The 18,814-nt window shown below is 70.0% G+C and carries 19 protein-coding genes; 10 read left to right on the top strand and 9 right to left on the bottom strand.

The features are described from left to right. The first annotated feature begins 163 nt into the window (after positions 1 to 163). Entirely contained in the window at positions 164 to 1,342 is a 1,179-nt protein-coding gene (locus tag WCJ52_RS05450) for an ATP-binding protein (RefSeq protein WP_336902292.1), read from the top strand. A gap of 4 nt (positions 1,343 to 1,346) precedes the next feature. Here the strand turns inward: WCJ52_RS05450 and WCJ52_RS05445 are convergent, their stop codons facing one another. Further along, positions 1,347 to 1,664, bottom strand: coding sequence for a YbjQ family protein (locus WCJ52_RS05445; RefSeq protein WP_336902291.1), 318 nt, complete (start codon positions 1,662 to 1,664; stop codon positions 1,347 to 1,349). A 134-nt stretch (positions 1,665 to 1,798) separates the two neighbouring features. Between WCJ52_RS05445 and WCJ52_RS05440 the strand changes: the two genes are divergently transcribed. Both WCJ52_RS05440 and recQ read left to right on the top strand, forming a co-directional pair. Continuing rightward, complete coding sequence (locus WCJ52_RS05440; protein ID WP_336902290.1) at positions 1,799 to 3,550, top strand: amidohydrolase family protein; 1,752 nt, start codon at positions 1,799 to 1,801, stop codon at positions 3,548 to 3,550. Positions 3,551 to 3,622: 72 nt separating this feature from the next. Next, complete coding sequence (recQ, locus tag WCJ52_RS05435; RefSeq protein WP_336902289.1) at positions 3,623 to 5,473, top strand: DNA helicase RecQ; 1,851 nt, start codon at positions 3,623 to 3,625, stop codon at positions 5,471 to 5,473. Here recQ and gyrB read toward each other — a convergent pair whose 3' ends face one another. From gyrB to hrcA, 5 genes are all read right to left on the bottom strand, one after another. Then, positions 5,474 to 7,921, bottom strand: coding sequence for a DNA topoisomerase (ATP-hydrolyzing) subunit B (gyrB, locus tag WCJ52_RS05430; protein ID WP_336902288.1), 2,448 nt, complete (start codon positions 7,919 to 7,921; stop codon positions 5,474 to 5,476). After that, the gene (recF, locus tag WCJ52_RS05425) at positions 7,918 to 9,060 is read right to left on the bottom strand and encodes a DNA replication/repair protein RecF (protein WP_336902287.1); all 1,143 of its coding nucleotides are present in this window, start codon (positions 9,058 to 9,060) and stop codon (positions 7,918 to 7,920) included. Before recF ends, gyrB begins: the two co-directional genes overlap by 4 nt. A gap of 54 nt (positions 9,061 to 9,114) precedes the next feature. Continuing rightward, positions 9,115 to 10,233: a DNA polymerase III subunit beta gene (dnaN, locus tag WCJ52_RS05420; RefSeq protein WP_336902286.1), complete on the bottom strand. Its 1,119-nt coding sequence runs from the start codon at positions 10,231 to 10,233 to the stop codon at positions 9,115 to 9,117. A gap of 108 nt (positions 10,234 to 10,341) precedes the next feature. Then, a complete protein-coding gene (gene grpE / locus WCJ52_RS05415; RefSeq protein WP_336902285.1) occupies positions 10,342 to 10,929 on the bottom strand; it encodes a nucleotide exchange factor GrpE in 588 nt (195 codons plus the stop codon). A gap of 51 nt (positions 10,930 to 10,980) precedes the next feature. Further along, entirely contained in the window at positions 10,981 to 12,051 is a 1,071-nt protein-coding gene (gene hrcA, locus WCJ52_RS05410) for a heat-inducible transcriptional repressor HrcA (RefSeq protein ID WP_336902293.1), read from the bottom strand. A 118-nt stretch (positions 12,052 to 12,169) separates the two neighbouring features. On the opposite strand from hrcA, the gene rph reads away from it, so the two are divergent. Further along, entirely contained in the window at positions 12,170 to 12,898 is a 729-nt protein-coding gene (gene rph / locus WCJ52_RS05405) for a ribonuclease PH (protein ID WP_336902284.1), read from the top strand. Positions 12,899 to 12,987: 89 nt separating this feature from the next. Here rph and WCJ52_RS05400 read toward each other — a convergent pair whose 3' ends face one another. From WCJ52_RS05400 to WCJ52_RS05390, 3 genes are all read right to left on the bottom strand, one after another. Further along, positions 12,988 to 13,143, bottom strand: coding sequence for a hypothetical protein (locus WCJ52_RS05400; protein WP_336902283.1), 156 nt, complete (start codon positions 13,141 to 13,143; stop codon positions 12,988 to 12,990). 117 nt (positions 13,144 to 13,260) lie between these two features. After that, positions 13,261 to 13,494, bottom strand: a complete 234-nt coding sequence (locus WCJ52_RS05395) for a helix-turn-helix transcriptional regulator (RefSeq protein ID WP_336902282.1) — start codon at positions 13,492 to 13,494, stop codon at positions 13,261 to 13,263. Further along, the gene (locus tag WCJ52_RS05390; protein WP_336902281.1) at positions 13,494 to 14,033 is read right to left on the bottom strand and encodes a DUF2975 domain-containing protein; all 540 of its coding nucleotides are present in this window, start codon (positions 14,031 to 14,033) and stop codon (positions 13,494 to 13,496) included. Before WCJ52_RS05390 ends, WCJ52_RS05395 begins: the two co-directional genes overlap by 1 nt. Positions 14,034 to 14,137: 104 nt before the next feature. Between WCJ52_RS05390 and rdgB the strand changes: the two genes are divergently transcribed. From rdgB to WCJ52_RS05360, 6 genes are all read left to right on the top strand, one after another. Continuing rightward, a complete protein-coding gene (rdgB, locus tag WCJ52_RS05385) occupies positions 14,138 to 14,737 on the top strand; it encodes an RdgB/HAM1 family non-canonical purine NTP pyrophosphatase (RefSeq protein ID WP_336902280.1) in 600 nt (199 codons plus the stop codon). After that, positions 14,734 to 15,891: a radical SAM family heme chaperone HemW gene (gene hemW / locus WCJ52_RS05380; protein WP_336902279.1), complete on the top strand. Its 1,158-nt coding sequence runs from the start codon at positions 14,734 to 14,736 to the stop codon at positions 15,889 to 15,891. Before rdgB ends, hemW begins: the two co-directional genes overlap by 4 nt. A gap of 46 nt (positions 15,892 to 15,937) precedes the next feature. Next, positions 15,938 to 16,807: a 16S rRNA (cytidine(1402)-2'-O)-methyltransferase gene (gene rsmI / locus WCJ52_RS05375; protein WP_336902278.1), complete on the top strand. Its 870-nt coding sequence runs from the start codon at positions 15,938 to 15,940 to the stop codon at positions 16,805 to 16,807. Continuing rightward, entirely contained in the window at positions 16,804 to 17,190 is a 387-nt protein-coding gene (locus WCJ52_RS05370; RefSeq protein ID WP_336902277.1) for a YraN family protein, read from the top strand. The genes rsmI and WCJ52_RS05370 overlap by 4 nt, the downstream gene beginning before the upstream one ends. 94 nt (positions 17,191 to 17,284) lie before the next feature. After that, complete coding sequence (gene gshB, locus WCJ52_RS05365; protein ID WP_336902276.1) at positions 17,285 to 18,232, top strand: glutathione synthase; 948 nt, start codon at positions 17,285 to 17,287, stop codon at positions 18,230 to 18,232. Between the two features lie 94 nt (positions 18,233 to 18,326). Continuing rightward, on the top strand, positions 18,327 to 18,814 hold a 488-nt coding region (locus WCJ52_RS05360), incomplete at its 3' end, for a magnesium chelatase domain-containing protein (protein WP_336902275.1).

Genomic DNA, 18,814 nt, shown 5'->3' with positions numbered 1-18,814 from the left:
GGAAGGTGCGATTCATGCGCGCCAGCATAGGCGCCCTAGAAGGCGGTGGCGACGGCGGTGGCGAAGGGGGGAAGTTCTGGACGCTTCACACGGACACTGGTCACGTTTATGACAATGTTTTCTAGTTTATCGTATTTTCCAAATATCGCTAAGGAGCCTCGAATTGGACCCAAGGCAAAACCCATTTGCGCCGGGGGCGGGAACGCCGCCGCCGGAACTGGCCGGACGAGGTCTTGTTCTTGACCGTACGGCGATAACGCTGGACCGGATCCGATCAGGTCGGGCTGCACAGAGCCTTGTTCTCTACGGCCTCCGGGGCGTCGGTAAGACAGTCCTGCTCAACCAGATCCGGAGGGACGGTGAAGCCAGGGGACTCATAGGCGTCTGGATCGAGATGCCTGAGGATCGGAACCTACCGGAGGTCCTTGTCCCGGCCCTCAGGAGCGCCCTGATCAAGCTCAGTCGCGGCGAAGCTGCGAAGGCCAGCATAGCCAGAGCGCTCCGCGCGCTTGCGGCATTCGCAAGGACGTTCAGGGTCACGTACAATGACGTCGAATTCGGGATGGGAACGGAACCCGGGCTCGCGGACAGTGGCGATCTTGACGCCGACCTTGCGGACCTCATCGCAATTGTTGGCGAAGCGGCAAGGGACCGAAGGACCGCAGTGGTCCTATACATCGACGAAATTCAGTACGTCCAAGAACCTCAACTCGCAGCTCTGATCATGGCGATCCATGCAGCGGGTCAGGCCCAGTTGCCTGTAACCGCGGTTGCGGCTGGATTACCCCAGATCCTGGGCAAGATGGGTCGGGCGAAATCCTATGCGGAGCGACTGTTCGAGTTTGTCTCCATCGACCGGCTCGACCCGGACGCCGCCCGTCAGGCCCTTAGGTCTCCGATAGAGCGTGAAGACGTTTTGATCGATGATGACGCTTTGGAGGAAATCGTCACCCAGACCCAAGGCTACCCGTATTTCCTTCAGAAGTGGGGGCAGCAGGCCTGGGATGTCGCCAAGGATTCGCCCATCCGCCTTGGCGATGTCCGGCAGGCATCCAGCTCGGCGATCGCCGATCTCGACGACTCATTCTTTCGCGTGCGCTTCGACCGGCTCACACCGAGGGAGAAGCTTTACCTGCAGGCCATGGGCGAACTGGGTCCAGGACCGCACCGGTCAGGGGATATCGCCAGGAGGTTAGGCCGCCCGGTGACTTCGGAGGCCCCAACTCGAATGAACCTCATCGCGAAGGGTATGATCTACAGCCCCGCGCATGGCGACAACGCCTTCACGGTCCCGCTGTTCGACGCCTACATGCGCCGGATCATGCCTATGCGGGAGGCTTGACCCCCTAACCCAGCCGCACCGCCGTGCCGGTGGCCGTGACCATCAGCATGCTGCCCGAGCCCAGGGTCTCGTAGTCCAGGTCGACGCCCACCACGGCGTCGCCGCCCTTGCTTTGGGCCTCCTCGCCCATCTCCTTCAGGGCGATCTCCCGGGCGTCCCTGAGGGCCGATTCATAAGCCCGCGAGCGGCCGCCGACGATGTCGGTGATCCCGGCCAGCAGGTCGCGAAAGATGTTGGCCCCGACGATGGCTTCGCCGGTGACGACGCCGAGGGTCTCGGTGATCTCGCGGCCAGCGATCGTGGGGGTCGTGGAAGTCAGCATGGGATCTCCTTTTGTCAGTGCAGCCTAGATAGGGAGTGATTGCCGGATGGGAAGGTGCCGCACCGCTTGACCCCGCCGTCTCGATAGGTGCTGAATCCCTCCACAGCGGCAAGGACCGCGACGGAGGAGACGTCATGGCTGGACGGGAACGCGCCTACGACCTGGTAATTCGGGGCGGGACGGTGATCGACGGCTCCGGGGCTCCAGGCTTCGAGGCCGATGTGGCGGTGAAGGACGGGCAGATCGCCGCGGTGGGCCACATCGCCGGCTCAGGCGTCGAGGAGATCGACGCCCGGGACCGGATTGTCACCCCCGGCTTCGTCGACATCCACACCCACTATGACGGCCAGGTCACCTGGGACAGCCGGCTGACCCCGTCGGCCTGGCACGGGGTCACCACCGCCGTCATGGGCAATTGCGGGGTCGGCTTCGCCCCCTGCCGGCCCGAGGACCACGACCGGCTGATCCGGCTGATGGAGGGGGTGGAGGACATTCCCCATCCGGTCCTGGCTGCGGGCCTGCCCTGGAACTGGGAGAGCTTTCCCGACTACCTTCAGTCCCTGTCCGGCCGGGCCTATGACCTCGATGTCGGTGCCCAGCTGCCACATGCGGCCCTGCGGGTCTTCGTCATGGGCGAGCGGGGGGCCAACCGCGAGCCGGCCAGCCCCGCCGACATCGCCGCCATGTCGGCCCTAGCCAAGCGCGCCATGGAGGCCGGCGCCCTGGGCTTTTCCACTTCGCGCACCCTGAACCACCGCACCTCCGACGGCCAGCCGACCCCCACCCTCACCGCCGCCGAGGACGAGCTGATGGGCATAGCCCTGGGGCTGAAGGCTGCCGGGCGGGGCGTGCTGCAGTTCGTCTCCGACTTTGCCGACCCCCAGGCCGAGTTCGGCCTGATGCGCCGGCTGGTGGAAGCCTCGGGCCGGCCCCTGTCCTTCAGCCTGCTGCAGGGGCCCCGGGCCCCCGATGCCTGGCGCGACCTCCTGGCCGCCCTCTCCGCCGCCACCGCCGACGGCCTGCCCATGCGGGCCCAGGTAGCGGGCCGGGGGGTGGGGGTCCTGCTGGGCTTCGAGCTGACCCTTAACCCCTTCAGCCACACCGAGGCCTGGAAGTCCGTGGCGACCTTGCCCTTCGAGCAGAGGGTTGCGCGGCTGGCCGATGCCGCCTTCCGGGCCGCCCTGCTGGACGATGCCGTGGCGCCAGGCAGCGCCGCCATCGCCTCGCGCCTGACCCGGGACTGGGGCAACATGTTCCTGATGGCCGAGACGCCGGACTATGAGCCGACGCGGCAGGACACCGTCTCCGCCCTGGCCGCGGCCCGGGGTGTGGCGCCCGAAGCGGTCGCCCTGGAGCACATGATGGCCCGGGGCGGGCGGGGCATGCTCTACCTGCCCTTCCTCAACTATGCCGATGGCGGGCTGGACCCGGCCTACGACATGCTACGCCACCCCGACTGCGTAGCAGGCCTGTCGGACGGCGGGGCCCATGTGGGCATGATCTGCGACGGCAGCTTCCCCACTACCAACCTGACCCACTGGGCCCGGGACCGGACCCGGGGGCCGCACCTGCCCCTGGAGCATATGGTTCGCCTGCAGACCCGGGCCACCGCCGAGGCCGTGGGCCTGCTCGATAGGGGCCTGGTCGCACCGGGCCTGAGGGCCGACCTCAATGTCATCGACTTCGGCCAGCTGGCCGTGGATTCGCCCACGGTAGGCTACGACCTTCCCGGCGGCGGGCGGCGCCTGCTGCAGAGGGCCCGGGGCTATGTCGCCACCCTGGTGGCTGGACAGGTCACCTACCGGGACGGCGAGCCCACCGGTGCCCTGCCCGGACGGCTGGTCCGTGGTGCCCAGGACGCCCCCGTAGCCCTGGCCGCCGAATAGGGCGGGGCCCGCACCGTCTGCCGCTTCGCAGGCGCCCCTTCGCAGTTGGGGCGGGGCGGGCGATAGAGGGGGATGTCCGACGATTCGCAACAGGAGGCGCAGGAGGTCCTGCGCCGTGTCTTCGGACACGCCGGCTTTCGGGGCCTGCAGGGGCCGGTAATTGCTGAGGTGATGGCCGGGCGCCCGGCCCTGGCCGTCTTGCCCACGGGCGGGGGCAAGAGCGTCTGCTACCAGATCCCCGCCCTGCTGCGGCCCGGCCTTGGCCTGGTGGTCAGCCCCCTGATCGCCCTGATGGCCGACCAGGTGGCGGGCCTGGTCCAGGCCGGGGTCGCCGCCGCCCGCCTCGACTCCCTGACCTCGACTGACGACCGCGCCGCCACCTGGGCGCGGATCGAGGCCGGGACCCTGGACCTGCTCTACGTCTCGCCCGAGGGCCTGCTCCAGCCCTGGATGCTGGAGCGGCTGTCGCGCATTCCCCTCTCCGTCATCGCCATCGACGAGGCCCACTGCGTCAGCCAGTGGGGGCATGACTTTCGCCCCGAGTACCGCTTGCTGGGCCGGCTGGCCGAAGTCTTCCCCGGGGTCCCGCGGCTGGCGGTGACCGCCACCGCCGACGCCCGCACCCGGCAGGACATCCGCGAGGGCCTGCACCTGGGCGAGGCCCGGGAGTTCGTCGCCTCCTTCGACCGGCCCGAGCTGGCCCTCTCCGCTGAGCGCAAGGCCGGGACGGGCCGCAAGCGGGTGCTGGAGCTGGCCTCGGCCCGGCGCGACCGGCCGGGAGTAATCTACGCCGGCTCCCGGGACGGGACGGAGGCCCTGGCTGCGGAGCTGTGCGCCGCGGGCCTGCCGGCCATGGCCTACCATGCCGGCCTCGACCGCGACCTGCGGGAACGGCGGCTCACCGAGTTCCTGGCTTCCGACGCCGCCGTCATGGTGGCCACCATCGCCTTCGGCATGGGGGTGGACAAGCCGGACGTCCGCTATGTCATCCACGCCGACCCGCCCGCCTCCATCGAGGCCTACTGGCAGGAGGTGGGTCGGGCCGGACGGGATGGCGAACCCGCCGAGGGCATCACCCTCTACGGCGCTGCGGACATGGCCTGGGCCCTGCGGCGGCTGGACGGGCAGGCCCTCTCCGACGAGGTCCGGGGGGTGCAGGTCCGCAAGGTGCGCCAGCTCTACGCGCTTCTGAACGGGGGCTCCTGCCGCACGGCGGCGGTGCGTCGCTATTTCGGCGAGCAGGCGGTCGCCGACTGCGGACGCTGTGACAACTGCCTGGACCCCCCGAAGGCCGAGGACCTGACCCTCCAGGCCCAGAAGGTGCTGTCGGCCGCCCACCGCCTGGGCGGGCGGTATGGCCGCGGTCGGCTGGTGGAGCACCTGCTCGGCAAGACCCGCGAGCCCTCGGCCTTCGAGGCGGGGCTGAGCACCTTCGGGGTAGGCGCAGAGCTTCCGGCCGGGGCCTGGCGGGGTCTGGTCGACCAGCTGATCTTCGATGGCCTCCTGCGGGAGGATCCGAACGAGGGCCGGCCCCTCATCGGCCTGGGCGACGCGGATGCGGTGCGCGCGGTCTACCGTGGCGAACGACGGGTGGAGGGACGCCTGGTCCAGCGGCACCCCGCCGCGGGGGCAGACACTGCCGCGACGCCGGGGCGACGCCGCCGCGACGCTTCGGAGACCGTCTTCGAGGGCGACCCGCAGCTCTTCGCCGCCCTGCGCGCCTGGCGTCGGGCCGAAGCCGTGCGCCAGAAGGCACCCCCCTACGTCATCTTCAGCGACCGCACCCTGGCGGAGATCGCCACCGCCCGCCCGGTCGACGCTGCGGCGCTTTCCAGGGTCAGCGGCGTGGGCGAGACCAAGCTTGGCCGCTATGGCCCCACAGTGCTGGCCCTGGTGGCGGGAGAGACCCCGCCCGGCGCCTGATCAGACATCGACCTCGGCATCGAGGGCGTTTTCCTGGATGAACTCCCGGCGCGGCTCGACGAGGTCGCCCATCAGGCGGGTGAACATGTCGTCGGCATCGTCGGCGTGGGCCACCCGGACCTGCAGGAGGGTGCGGGCGTTGGCATCGAGGGTGGTATCCCAAAGCTGGTCGGGATTCATCTCGCCCAAGCCCTTGTAGCGCTGGATCGTCAGGCCCCGGCGGCCCGCTTCCATCACGGCGGCGGTCAGGTCGAGGGGGCCGCGCACGGTCGTGTTGCGGTCGCGCCGGCTGAAGACCGCCGGGCCGGAGAAGACCTCGGCGAGGGACACAGAACGCTCCGCCAGACGGCGGGCGTCAGCGGCGCCGATCAGCAGGTCGTCGAGGACCACCCGCTCGGTGACGCCCCGGCGACGGCGCGAGAAGGCATAGCCCCCGGCGGCGGAGGTCTCACCCGTCCAGGGCCCGTCGCCCTCTTCAGCGTAGAGGTCGAAGCGGCGGGCGGCGGCGGCGGGGTCGCCCTCCTCGCCGAGCAGTCCGGCCAGGGCCGCCTGCTCGATGGCGAAGGCCGGGGCCCGCGCCGTGAGCCGCTCGATATTGGCCCGGGCACCCCGGGAGGTCTGCACCAGGGCGAGAAGATCCTGCCCCGTCAGACGTTCGCCCGAGGGCAGGTCGAGGGAGGCGCCGTCGACACCCTCCTCCGTGAGGTAGACCTCAAGCTCGGCGTCATCCTTCAGGTAGCGGAACGCCCGGCCCTTGGAGGCTTTGTAGAGGGGTGGCTGGGCGATGTAGAGATAGCCGCGCTCGATCACCTCGGGCATCTGCCGGTAGAAGAAGGTCAGCAGCAGGGTCCGGATGTGGGCGCCGTCGACGTCGGCGTCCGTCATGATGACGATCTTGTGGTAGCGGATCTTCTCGATGTTGAAGTCGTCGCGCCCGATCCCCGCGCCGAGGGCGGTGATCAGGGTCCCGATCTGGTCAGAGCCCAGCATCCGGTCGAACCGGGCCCGCTCGACGTTCAGGATCTTGCCGCGCAGGGGAAGGACCGCCTGGTTCTCGCGATTGCGCGCCTGCTTGGCGGAGCCGCCGGCGGAATCGCCCTCGACAAGGAAGACTTCGGACTTGGCCGGATCCTTCTCCTGGCAGTCGGCCAGCTTGCCGGGCAGGGAGGAGATCTCCAGGGCGGACTTGCGCCGGGTCAGCTCGCGGGCCTTGCGGGCGGCCTCGCGGGCAGCGGCGGCCTCGGCGATCTTTTGGATGATCATCCGCCCCTCGGCGGGATGCTCCTCGAACCAGTTGGCGAGGCCCTCCCCCACCAGGCCCTCGACGGCGGGGCGCACCTCTGAGGAAACCAGCTTGTCCTTGGTCTGGGACGAGAACTTTGGGTCCGGAACCTTGACCGACAGGACGCAGGTCAGGCCCTCACGGGCGTCCTCGCCAGAGAGGCTGACCTTCTCGCGCTTGGCCGTCCCGCTGGAGTCGGCATAGCCGGTGATCATCCGGGTGAGGGCCGAGCGGAAGGCGGCCAGGTGGGTGCCACCCTCCTTCTGGGGGATGTTGTTGGTGAAGCAGAGGACGTTCTCGTGGTAGCTTTCGTTCCACCACAGGGCGAGGTCGATCTCCACGTTGTCCCGGCGTCCCCGCACCACGATCGGCGCCTTCATCAGGGGCGCCTTGGCCTTGTCGAGGTGGCGGACGAAGGCCTCTACACCCCCGTCATAGTGCAGAATCTCTTCCCAGGGCTCGGCCTCGCGGTTGTCGCACAAGCGGATGTAGACCCCGGAATTGAGGAAGGCGAGTTCGCGCAGGCGATGCTCGAGGGTGCGGCGATCGAACTCGATGAAGGCGAAGGTCTCCAGCGAGGGCAGGAAGGTGACCTCTGTGCCGGTCAGGGACTCGCCTGACGCCCGAAGGGGGGAGGGGCCGGTCGGCTCCAGGGGCGAGACGGCGTCGCCCCGGCGGAACATCATCTCATAGGCCCGCCCGCCCCGGTGGACCTTGAGCTTCAGCCAGTCGGACAGGGCGTTGACCACCGACACACCCACGCCGTGCAGGCCGCCCGAGACCTTGTAGGCGTTCTGGTCGAACTTCCCGCCCGCATGGAGCTGGGTCATGATGACCTCGGCCGCCGACACGCCTTCACCCTCGTGGATGTCGGTGGGAATCCCCCGGCCGTCGTCGGTGACGGTGCACGAGCCGTCGGCGTTGAGGATCACCTCGACCCGCGTCGCATGGCCGGCCAGGGCCTCGTCGATAGCGTTGTCGACCACCTCGTAGACCATGTGGTGCAGGCCGGAGCCGTCATCGGTATCGCCGATGTACATGCCGGGCCGCTTGCGCACGGCGTCGAGCCCCTTGAGGACCCTGATGGAATCCGCGCCATAGGCAGCGGCGGCCTCCTCTGGGGTTTCGGCGGGGGTTTCGGTCGGGGTCTGGTTTTCGTCGGTCATGGAGTGTCCGCAACAGCCAGTCTGGAGCCCTCAACCCGGATCCTGAGGGCGCGGCCCGCAAGGTCCTCGAAGAGAGGGTCGTCCGTGCCGGTCAGGAAGGCCTGAAGCCCGAGCGCCTCGATTTCGTCGAACAGCGCGGCCCGCCGACGGCGGTCCAGGTGCGCAGCGACTTCATCCAGTAACAATACAGGCGCCGGCGCTGATTCGGCACGGGAAAGACGCGCCGCCTGGGCAAGCACCAGGTTCAGGACCAGGGCCTTCTGCTCACCGGTGGAACACTCCGCGGCGGGGCGGCCCCGTTCGGCGTGGATCACGGACATGTCACCCCGGTGCGGCCCGGTCAGGGACCGTCCGGCGGCGGCGTCCCGGCCCCGGGACCCGGCCAGGGCCGAGGCCAGGGCCTGCTCCAGGACGGGGCCGGTCTCGCCCCCTGCAGCCCGGAGCTCCCACTCCCCGAGCGGGGTAATCCTGGCCTGGGGGAAGGGCCGATCACCCCGGGCATCGATCTCGGACTGTAGGGCCGCCAGGGTGAGCGCCCTGGCTTCGGCCAGGCGCGCGCCGCTGATGGCGAGGCGCCGCTCCAGGGCGTCGAGCCAGACGGGGTCGGCGGGACCGTCGGTGAGCAGGCGAAGCCGCTCGCGCAGGGCCTTTTCATAGGCCTGGGCGAAGCCGGCGTGGGCGGGCTCGGCAGCGAAGACCAGCCGGTCCAGGAACCTGCGTCGCTCGCCTGCAGCCTCGAGGAAGAGCCGGTCCTGGGCAGGGGTCAGCCAGGCCGGGCGGACATGGTCGGTAAGGCGCGCCGGGGTGGCGGGTTCGCCCTCAAGACGCACGGTGCGGCGGCTCGCCCCGGGGGACTCTGCGCCCACGCCCAGGCGGACCGCCTCACCGCCCACCTCGAGCCAGGCGGCGACGGCCCAGGCGCGCCCGGTCGTCTCCTCCGGCGCCCGGCGGCCGATCTCGGGAAGGGCGGCATTTCGGAGGCCCCGGCCGGGGGACAGGAGGGAGACGGCCTCCAGTATATTGGTCTTGCCCGCCCCGTTGGGTCCGGTGAGCACCACCGAGCGGCCGTCGAGCTCCAGCTCCGCCCGGTCGTAGGACCGGAAGTCGGTTAGGGACAGGCGTGTCAGGACCGAGCGCACGGGCGCCAGTCTATAGACGGTTCGCGCCGGCGGGGTGAGGGCCGATGACCGGGATCAGACCCGCAGGGGCATCAGGACGTAGCGCACGTCGGGATCGGTCGGATCGAGCACCAGGGCCGGGTCGTTGGGCCCGCCGAACCGGAATTCGGCCTGCTCGGCGCTGATCTGGTCGGTCACGTCCAGGAGGTAGCGGGCATTGAAGGACAGTTCGAAGGCCTCGCCGTCATAGTCAATCTCGAGCTCCTCGACCGCCTGGCCCGCCTCCATGTTCCGGACGGTCAGGGTCAGCCGGCCGGCCTCGATGGACATGCGGACCGAACGGCTCTTCTCGGCGGAGATGGTCGCGACCCGGTCCACGGCCTGGGCGAAGAGGCGGTTGTCCACCATCATGACCCGGTTGTTGTCCCGCGGAATCACCCGGGCATAGTCGGGAAAGCTGCCGTCGATGACCTTGGAGGTCAGGGCCGCGCCGCCGAAGTCGAAGCGCACCTTCTGCGGGCTGACCGCCAGGTCGACGGTCTCGCCGGCGTCATCGAGAAGTCGGCGGGCCTCGCCAATGGTCTTGCGGGGCACGATCACACCGGGGGATCCGGCAGAACCCTCCGGGGCGGGCATCTCGGCCAGGGCCAGGCGATGGCCGTCCGTCGCGACGGCGCGGAGCCGGGTAACGCCCCCCTCCGTGACCGTGTGGAGGTAGAGGCCGTTCAGGTAATAGCGGGTCTCCTCGGTGGAGATGGCGAACCGGGTCCGGTCGATTAACCGGATCAGGTCGTTCACGTCGACGGCCACCCGGCCGGCCAGGCCATCGGCGGACATCACCGGGAAATCGCCAGCCGGCAGGACCGGGAGGCTGAAGCGCGAACGCCCGGCCGACACCGTCAGGCGCGGGTCCTCTCCCGTCCAGGCCAGGGTGACCTCAGCGCCCTCGGGCAGCTTGCGCACGATCTCGTAGAGGGTGTGGGCGGGCGCGGTGACCTGGCCCGCCTGCTCAACCCGGGCCTCGGCCTCGTCGATGATCTCCATGTCGAGGTCGGTAGCCGAGAAGCTGAGCCGGCCCCGCTCTGCGGAGAGCAGGACGTTGGACAGGATCGGGATTGTGTTCCGGCGCTCCACCGCGCTCTGGACGTGGCCCAAGGCCTTCAGGAGGGCGGCGCGCTCGATCGTCAGCTTCATCAGTTGGGTCCGGTGTGAGCCTGGGACAGGAACGGCGAGGCCGAATCCGCCCCACAAGGTGGGCTTCTGACCTTAATCATTTGTTGGGCTTGGGAAAGGGGTCCGCGGTCAGGCCCGGGTGTCCAGGTTGGCACCCCGGGCATCGCCCTCGGAAGACCCACCGCCGGAGCTGCGGGCGGCAACCACGACCATGGCAGGCCGAACCAGGCGCCCCAGGAGCTCGTAGCCGGGCTGCAGGCACTGGATCACCGCGCCGGGGGCGAGATCCGGGCTCTCCTGCTCCATCATGGCCTGGTGATGGTGCGGATCGAACCGGTCGCCCGCGGTGGGCGTGAGGGTCTTGAGCCCATTGGACTCGAAGGCCGACAACAGGGCTTTCTGGGTCATCTCGACGCCGACGACGAAGTTGCGGACCCCCGCGTCCTCGCCGGCGGGGGGCGTGGCCAGGGCCCGACCCAGGGTGTCCGCCACCGCCAGCAGGTCCCGGGCGAACTTCTGGATGGCGTAGGCGCGGGCGTCGTTAGCCTCGCGCTCGGCCCGGCGACGGGTGTTCTCCGCGTCGGCGGCGTAACGCAGAACCTGTTCCTTCAGGGCGGCGTTCTCAGCCGAAAGGGTGGCGAAGGCATCAAAAGCTGCGTCCTCGGCCAGGTCCGCGTCTTCGGGATCGTCGGTGGAGGGTGTGGGGTCTTCGGACATTTCAATTATCCTTTCATGCGCTTTCGCCGCGGTCGGCGACCGGCTCCGGGCTCAGACCCCGGCCATCTGCGACAACACCCGGGCCGTATAGTCCACCAGCGGGATGACCCGGGCGTAGTTCAGTCGCGTCGGGCCGATGACGCCGATGGCACCCAGGAGCTTCTTCTGGCCCGACATATAGGGCGCCGCGATGACGGCGGAACCCGAAAGAGAGAACAGGCGGGTCTCGGCACCAATGAAAATACTCACACCCTGGGCCTCGCTCACGCCGTCCAGCAGGCCGATCAGCTGCTCCTTCTGCTCCAGGTCATCGAACAGCATGCGCACGCGCTCGAGGTCCTCAAGGGTGTCGCTGTCGGCCAGCAGGTTGGCGCGGCCACGAACGATCAGGGAGCGGTCGCGGCCCTCGCCGCCGCCCCAGACCGCCAGGCCCTCCTCGACGAGGCGGGCGGCGGCGACATCCAGCTCCCGGCGGGCGTGGTCCAGTTCGAGGCGGATGTCCTGCCCCGCCTCGGCCAGTGTCTTGCCCCTCAGCCGGGCATTGAGGAAGTTTCCGGCCTCCTGGAGAGCCGAGGGCGTCACACCTGGGGGGAGCTGCATGAGCCGGTTTTCCACCGCCCCATCCTCGAAGACCATCACCGCAAGGGCCTGGCCGGTGCCCAGGGAGACGAACTCCACGTGCTTGACCCCGGCCTCCCGTACAGGCGTGACGACGATGCCTGCGCCCCCCGCCAGGCCGGACAGGAGGATTGAGGCCTCGTTGAGCATGTCCTCGACGGAGCGCCCGCGGCCCGCCAGCCGCGTTTCGATCTCCCGGCGATCCGCGTCAGCCACGTCGCCCAACTCCATCAGCCCGTCGACAAAGAGGCGCAGGCCGGCATGGGTGGGAAGCCGCCCGGCGCTGATGTGGGGGGCGCCCAGCAGGCCGAGTTCGGTCAGATCCTGCATGGTGTTGCGGATGGAGGCGGGCGAGAGCTGGATTCCACCCCGGGAGAGGGTCCGGGAACCGACGGGCTCGCCGGTCTGCAGATAGCTCTCGACCACTCGGCGGAAGATGTCGCGGGCGCGGCTGTCGAGTTCGGCTAGGGTCGGACCCCGTAGGAGAAACTGGCCGGTCACGATCTTTAGGCCCCCGCTTCCGGTCGGGCATGGACGCAGGCCCTCGGTTACAGGATAAGCACCCACCCCGCCGGCGCAAGGTGCCGGGACCTCCCTTCCGCCGACGAGCCGAGACCCTGCCATGACCGCAAGCCGCCCTTTTGACCGGCCCATCGACGGCCTTCGTACCGTGACCCTCGAGACGGGCGTGAACCGCTATGCGGAAGGGTCCTGCCTGGTCGCCTTCGGCCACACCCGGGTCCTGGTGACCGCCAGCGTCGAAGAGCGAGTGCCGCCCTTCCTCCGCGGCCGCGGACAGGGCTGGGTCACCGCAGAGTACGGCATGCTGCCCCGGGCGACCCACACCCGGGGCCGTCGGGAGGCCTCGGAAGGCAAGCAATCCGGCCGCACCCAGGAGATTCAGAGGCTGATCGGTCGCTCCCTCCGGGCCGTGGTCGACATGGCGGCCCTGGGCGAACGCCAGATCTCCCTCGACTGCGACGTCATCCAGGCGGACGGCGGCACGCGGACGGCTGCCATCACGGGGGCCTGGGTGGCGCTGAAGCAGGCGACCGACCTTTTGGTGCGCGAGGGCGTGATCCCCCGCTCCCCCCTGATCGATCAGGTGGCGGCCGTATCCTGCGGGATCTGCAAGGGGGTTCCGGTCCTCGACCTTGAGTACGAAGAGGATTCCAACGCCGAGGCGGACGCCAACTTTGTCCTCACCGGCAATGGCGACATTGTTGAGATCCAGGCGACCGGCGAGAAGCGGGGCTTCACCCGGAGCGAGTTCGAGGCCCTGTTCGGCCTGGCCGAGAAGGGCATAGGGGAATTGTTCGCCCTACAGAGGGCGGCGATCCCTGCCGCCTGAAATGGAAACGGGCGGTCCCCTGAGGAACCGCCCGCCTCGGGCGCCGATCCGCCGTCGGGAGAGACAGCAGCGGCCGGCGCAGTCTAGAATCAGAACCGAGCGTTCAGCAGATGGCGGAAGGCGGTCGGTGACATGCGGCCGAGTTCCTCGTCAAAGGGCGCCATCAAGCCGTCGAGAATGGCCTCAAGACGGCGCAGAAGGCCTTCGAAGACCGGGTAGTCGCGGATTTCCAGAACATGGGTCATGGCCGGCTCCTTGTGCAATGCAGCAATTGTTGCGGTGCACATAGGCCCCAAACCGAGGCGGCGCAAGGCCCGTAAGCCTCATAAGCCTCTGATGTTGCGCTGCAGCGACACCTGGACTCAGGCCGGCGCGTCCGGGGGGGTAGGTCCGTCCGGGGCGTAGGTCAGGATGTCGCCGGGCTGGCAGCCGAGTTCCCGACACAGGGCCTCCAGGGTCGTGAACCTGAGGGCCCGGGCGTCCCCGGACTTGAGGATGGCAAGGTCCGAGGCCGAGACGCCGGTCCGGTCGGCCAGTTCGGCCAGGGACATCCGCCGTTTGTGGAGGAGACGGTCCAGGTGCAGGCAGACAGGCATCAGATGGTCAGCTCCGCCTCGCGCCTCAGACGGGCGCCTTCCCGGAAGACCTCGGCCAGGACGACGACCACCAGAATCGAGAACCAGGCGGTGAGGGACAGGTTGGGACGTTCCGGCGCCGCCTGGGGTGGCAGGAGAGCCCCGAGGGTAAAGACGGTATAGCGGACGCCCTCCATCCAGACGAGGCCACCGGCCACGACTCTCAGGCGGGTGACATTGTCCGGATGAAAGGGATCCCCAGCCTTGAGGGTGGCAAAGATCTCCCTCAGGCGGCTGACGATGATCAGGACGCCGCCGACGAAGAGGACAGCGGTCAACATCCTGAGCAGGACCACGGCCCAGCCCTGCAGTCTGTCCAGGCCATCGAAGTGAACCCTGTGGGCGAAGGGCATTTCGGGATTGAAGGCGGCCAGGACGCCATAGAACAGGCTGGCGGCCAGAATGGCCAGCACCAGCAGAAGTAGGATCCAGACGACATCGAGGACCGACTTCAGGAAGCTGGAAAGGGAGCCCGGGCCGAGGGCTCGCATGGTCGGCATGTCGTCGCCCCCCGGTTCCGCTGCGCCATCCCCACCCTTATGTCGCGAACGCGACGGTTTTCGCGTTAAAATGTCGTAATGGCCATCCGGGCCGGGAGCTCTTCATGGCGATCAGACTTGAGGCCGGGTCCCGGCTGGTGGTGGCGACCCACAATCCCGGCAAGGCCCGGGAGCTGGCCGAGATCCTGGAGGGCCGCTACTTCATCGTCACGGCTGGCGAGCTGGGCCTCGCCGAGCCCGAGGAAACCGAGGCCACCTTCACGGGCAACGCCCTCCTCAAGGCGAGGGCCGCGGCGGCGGCCAGCGGCATGCCGGCCCTGGCGGATGATTCCGGCCTGTCCGTAACGGGCCTGGGCGGCGCGCCGGGCGTTCTTTCAGCCCGCTGGGCGGGTCCGGGCAAGGACTTCGCCCCCGCAATGGTGCGGATCGAACGGGAACTGGCCGAACGGGGTGAGGCTGACCGCCGGGCCTTCTTCACCTGCGCCCTGGCCCTGGCCTGGCCCGACGACCTGGCGGTGGTGACCGAGGGCCGGATCGATGGCGAGCTGGTCTTCCCGCCCCGGGGAGATCGCGGCTTCGGCTATGACCCGATCTTCCGGCCAGACGGCCATGTCCTGACCTTCGGAGAGATGGATCCCGTAGCGAAGGACGCCATGAGCCACAGGGCCCGGGCCTTCTTGCGCCTCAAGGCGGCCTTGGCTTGAACCCTGGACCCGACGCGGCGGGCTTCGGCGTCTATGTCCACTGGCCCTACTGCGCCCGGATCTGTCCCTACTGTGACTTCAACGTGCACCGTGACCGGCGACCCGGGGAAGCGGTCGAGCTGGCCCGGGCGATCGTCGAGGACCTGGCCCGGCGGGCCGCAGCCACCGGACCCCGGCGGTTGACCTCGGTCTTCTTCGGCGGGGGCACGCCCTCGCTCATGGCCCCCGAGGCGGTGGCAACGGTGATCGCGGCGTGCCGCAGCCTCTGGGAGGCCGCCCCGAATCTCGAGGTCAGCCTGGAGGCCAATCCCACCGACGCCGAGGCCGGCCGGTTCGCCGCCCTGGCCGCTGCAGGGGTCAACCGGCTGTCCCTCGGCCTGCAGTCCCTTGACGACGAGGCCCTCGCCCTCCTCGGGCGCAACCACGATGCGGCGGCGGGCCGACGGGCGGTCGAGGTGGCGGTGGCGGTGTTTCCCCGGGTCTCCATCGACCTGATCTACGCCCGGCCGGGCCAGGCCCCTGAGGCCTGGGCGGCGGAGCTGGACGCCGCCCTCGACCTGGGGGCCGGTCACATCTCGCCCTATCAGCTGACCATCGAGCCGGGGACGGCCTTCGAGCGGGCGGTGCGGCGCGGACGTCTTTCGCCCCCCGCCGACCCGCAGGCGGCGGACCTGTGGGATGTGACCCAGGCGAGGTTGGGCCGCGCCGGCTTTGAGGCCTACGAGGTCTCCAACCACGCCCGCACGCCGGCGGACCGGTCGCGCCACAACCTCACCTACTGGCGGGGCGGCGACTGGCTGGGCGTCGGCCCGGGCGCCCACGGTCGCCTGACCCTGGACGGGACGCGGAGGGGCCAGGTCTGCGCCGCCCGCCCCGCCGACTACATCGCCGCCGTTGCCCGTGGAGCTGGCGAGGGGGAGACCGAGGCGCTCGACCTGCGGGAGAGCGCGATCGAGCGGGCGCTCTCCGGGCTTCGGCTGGCGGAGGGCGTGGCCTTCCCCCAACTGTCGCCCCTGGGCCTATCGCCAGACCACCCCGAAGTCCGCGACCTGGCGGCACAGGGCCTGGTGGCCGCCGACCCGGACCGACTGAGGGTCACCCCCGATGGCCGTCGCCTGCTGGACGCCGTGCTGGAGCGCCTGCTGGTCCGCTGACGCTGCCTGCCTTGCAATGGCCGCACAAAGCCGCGAAGGCTTGGCCATGAGCCGCAGACCCCCGCCGCCGCCCCTGTCCGACGCCGACCTGGCGCCCGGCCTCTACCTGGTGGCCACCCCCATCGGAAACCTGCGCGACATCACCCTGCGGGCCCTGGACATCCTGTCGGCAGCCGACCTGGTCCTGGCCGAGGACACCCGGGTGACCGGCAAGCTCCTGGCCGCCTATGGCCTGTCCAAGACCCTCGCCCGCTACGACGAGCACGCTGGCGCGCGCACGGCGCCCCGGGCCCTGGCCCTGCTGGAGCAGGGGGGGCGGGTGGCCCTGGCCTCGGACGCCGGTACCCCCCTGGTCTCTGACCCCGGCTTTCCCCTGGTGCGGGAAGCCATAGCCCGGGGACTGCCCGTCTTCGCCGCACCCGGGCCCTCGGCGGCCCTGGCGGCCCTGACCGTCTCGGGCCTGCCCGCCGAACGCTTCCTCTTCGCCGGCTTCCTGTCGCCCAGGTCGGTCGCCCGGCAGCGGGAGCTGGCCGAGCTGGCGGGGATCCGCGCTACCCTGATCCTGTTCGAGGGGGGCAGCCGTCTGAAGGCGAGCCTGGAGGACATGGCCCAGGTGCTGGGCCCGCGGCCAGCGGCCGTGGCCCGGGAGATGACCAAGCTGCACGAGACCCTGGTGCGCGGCCCCTTGGACGTGCTGGCCGCCGACCCAACCCTGGACCATCCCCGGGGCGAGGTGGTCATCGTGGTGGCGCCGGGCCGGGAAGAGGCCGCCACGGCGGACGACGCCGACGCCGCCCTGGCTGAGGCCCTGACCCGGCTGTCCCCCGGCGAGGCGGCCTCGGAGGTCGCCCGGGCCCTGGGCCTGCCCCGGCGCGAGCTCTACCGCCGGGCCCTGGACCTGAAGGGTGCCGGATGAGGGCGACGGTGCGGCCCTGGCGGCGCCGGCTGGGCACCCGGGCGCGGAGCGACGGCCGCCGCGCCGAATGGATCGCCCTGGCCTGGCTCATGCTGAAGGGCTGGCGGATCCTGGGCTTTCGCCTGAAGACCCCCCAGGCCGAGATCGACATCCTGGCCCTGCGCGGACAGGTCCTGGCGGTGGTGGAGGTCAAGTCCCGCACCCACCTTGAGGCGGCCCTGGAAGCCGTCGGTCCCGACCAGAGGGCGCGGCTGAGGCGGGCGGGGCAGACCCTGGCGGCCCGACGGCCGGACCTTGCCGGGCGTTCGGTGCGGCTCGACCTCGTCGCCCTCGCCCCGGGCCGCAGGCCCCGGCATATGCCGGACGCCTGGGCCGGACTTTGATGGGCCAGGCTTTGATGGGTGGGCCTTTGATGGGCAGGGCTTTGACGGCGCGCCATCGCCCCGTGCTAGAAGGCGCACCAAGAGGGAGCCCGCCATGAAGCTGAACGTCGCCGTCCAGATGGATCCGCTGGAACACATCCGCATCCAGGGGGATTCCACCTTCGCCATGATGCTGGAGGCCCAGGCCCGGGGCCATGACCTCTTCGTCTACACCCCCGACCGGCTGGCCCTGGAAAACGGGCGCCTGCAGGCCCGGGGCCGGTCCGTGCGGGTCAAGGACGTCCAGGACGAGCACGCCGCCTTCGGCCCCTGGGAACTGCGCGACCTGTCGGAGGCCGACGTGGTGCTGCTTCGCCAGGACCCGCCCTTCGACATGGCCTACATCACCACCACCCACTTCCTCGACGCCATCCACCCGAAGACCCTGGTGGTGAACAACCCGACCGAGGTGCGCAACGCCCCGGAAAAGCTCTACGTCACCACCTTCGAAGGGGTGCAACCGCCGACCCTGATCACCTCGGACATGGAGGCCCTCTACGACTTCCGCGCCCGGCAGGGGGACATTGTGCTCAAGCCCCTCTACGGCGGCGGCGGCTCGGGCGTGGCCCGCCTGCTGGCGGACGATCCCAACCTCGATGCCCTCCTGGACCTGCACCGGATGATCAGCCGCGAGCCAGTGATCGCCCAGAAGTTCATCCCGGCGGTGACCAAGGGCGACAAGCGCATCCTGCTGGTGGACGGCGAGCCCGTCGGCGCCATCAACCGTGTGCCGGCGCCGGGGCAGATCCGCTCGAACCTGGCCGTGGGCGGTCGGGCGGACGCCGTGGAGCTGACCGCCCGGGACCTGGAGCTCTGCGCCATCATCGGCCCGCAGCTGAGGGCCCGGGGCCTGCTGTTCGTGGGCGTCGACGTGATCGGCGACTACCTGACCGAGATCAACGTCACCTCCCCCACCGGCGCCCGCGCCCTGAAGCACCTGTCGGGCATCGACGCCATCACGGCCCTCTGGGACGTGATTGAGAAAAAGCGCGCCGGGGGCTGAGGACCGGACCTTCAGTTCCGTTTTTGTTCTTGCCCACACGCAAGCGGCATGCTTGTCTGGCAATGGGGAATGGGGCGGAACCTAAGGAGCGCGCATGGCCGCCCGCGTCACCACCCTGGCCTTCCAGGGCGTCGAGGCCCGACCCGTGGAGGTCGAGGTCCAGCTGACCGCCGGGGAACAGAAGTTCGTCCTGGTGGGCCTGGGCGACAAGGCCGTGGCCGAGAGCCGCGAGCGCGTCCGCGCCGCCTTCGCCGGACTGGGCCTGGCCATGCCGGGCCGCCGGATCATCTGCAACCTGGCCCCCGCCGACCTGCCCAAGGAGGGCAGCCACTATGACCTGCCCATCGCCCTGGCGGTGATGGCGGCCATGGGGGTGATCCCGCCCGACGCCCTCGAGGGCTGGGCGGCCATGGGCGAATTGTCCCTCGACGGACGGATCACCGCCTCGGCCGGGGCCCTGCCGGCAGCGGTGGCGGCGGGCGCCCTGGGGCTGGGCCTGATCTGCCCTGAGGCCAGCGGGCCCGAGGCGGCGTGGGCGGGATCGACCCCGGTGCTGGCGCCGCCCAGCCTGGTGGCCCTGGT

Origin of the sequence: Phenylobacterium sp. (assembly GCF_037138395.1) — a bacterium.
Classification (GTDB): Bacteria; Pseudomonadota; Alphaproteobacteria; order Caulobacterales; family Caulobacteraceae; genus Phenylobacterium.
The sequence above is the reverse complement of the archived record's forward strand: the minus strand, read 5'-3'. Positions and strand labels throughout refer to the sequence as shown.

What these genes read in the sequence shown, in the direction of transcription:
- WCJ52_RS05395 (WP_336902282.1), bottom strand. Translation starts at nt 13,494, where the DNA reads ATGCCTGTCTGCCTGCACCTGGACCGTCTCCTCCACAAACGGCGGATG.
- WCJ52_RS05445 (WP_336902291.1), bottom strand. Translation starts at nt 1,664, where the DNA reads ATGCTGACTTCCACGACCCCCACGATCGCTGGCCGCGAGATCACCGAG.
- WCJ52_RS05390 (WP_336902281.1), bottom strand. Translation starts at nt 14,033, where the DNA reads ATGCCGACCATGCGAGCCCTCGGCCCGGGCTCCCTTTCCAGCTTCCTG.
- WCJ52_RS05440 (WP_336902290.1), top strand. Translation starts at nt 1,799, where the DNA reads ATGGCTGGACGGGAACGCGCCTACGACCTGGTAATTCGGGGCGGGACG.
- recQ (WP_336902289.1), top strand. Translation starts at nt 3,623, where the DNA reads ATGTCCGACGATTCGCAACAGGAGGCGCAGGAGGTCCTGCGCCGTGTC.
- grpE (WP_336902285.1), bottom strand. Translation starts at nt 10,929, where the DNA reads ATGTCCGAAGACCCCACACCCTCCACCGACGATCCCGAAGACGCGGAC.
- gshB (WP_336902276.1), top strand. Translation starts at nt 17,285, where the DNA reads ATGAAGCTGAACGTCGCCGTCCAGATGGATCCGCTGGAACACATCCGC.
- rdgB (WP_336902280.1), top strand. Translation starts at nt 14,138, where the DNA reads ATGGCGATCAGACTTGAGGCCGGGTCCCGGCTGGTGGTGGCGACCCAC.
- dnaN (WP_336902286.1), bottom strand. Translation starts at nt 10,233, where the DNA reads ATGAAGCTGACGATCGAGCGCGCCGCCCTCCTGAAGGCCTTGGGCCAC.
- rph (WP_336902284.1), top strand. Translation starts at nt 12,170, where the DNA reads ATGACCGCAAGCCGCCCTTTTGACCGGCCCATCGACGGCCTTCGTACC.
- gyrB (WP_336902288.1), bottom strand. Translation starts at nt 7,921, where the DNA reads ATGACCGACGAAAACCAGACCCCGACCGAAACCCCCGCCGAAACCCCA.
- WCJ52_RS05400 (WP_336902283.1), bottom strand. Translation starts at nt 13,143, where the DNA reads ATGACCCATGTTCTGGAAATCCGCGACTACCCGGTCTTCGAAGGCCTT.
- rsmI (WP_336902278.1), top strand. Translation starts at nt 15,938, where the DNA reads ATGAGCCGCAGACCCCCGCCGCCGCCCCTGTCCGACGCCGACCTGGCG.
- WCJ52_RS05370 (WP_336902277.1), top strand. Translation starts at nt 16,804, where the DNA reads ATGAGGGCGACGGTGCGGCCCTGGCGGCGCCGGCTGGGCACCCGGGCG.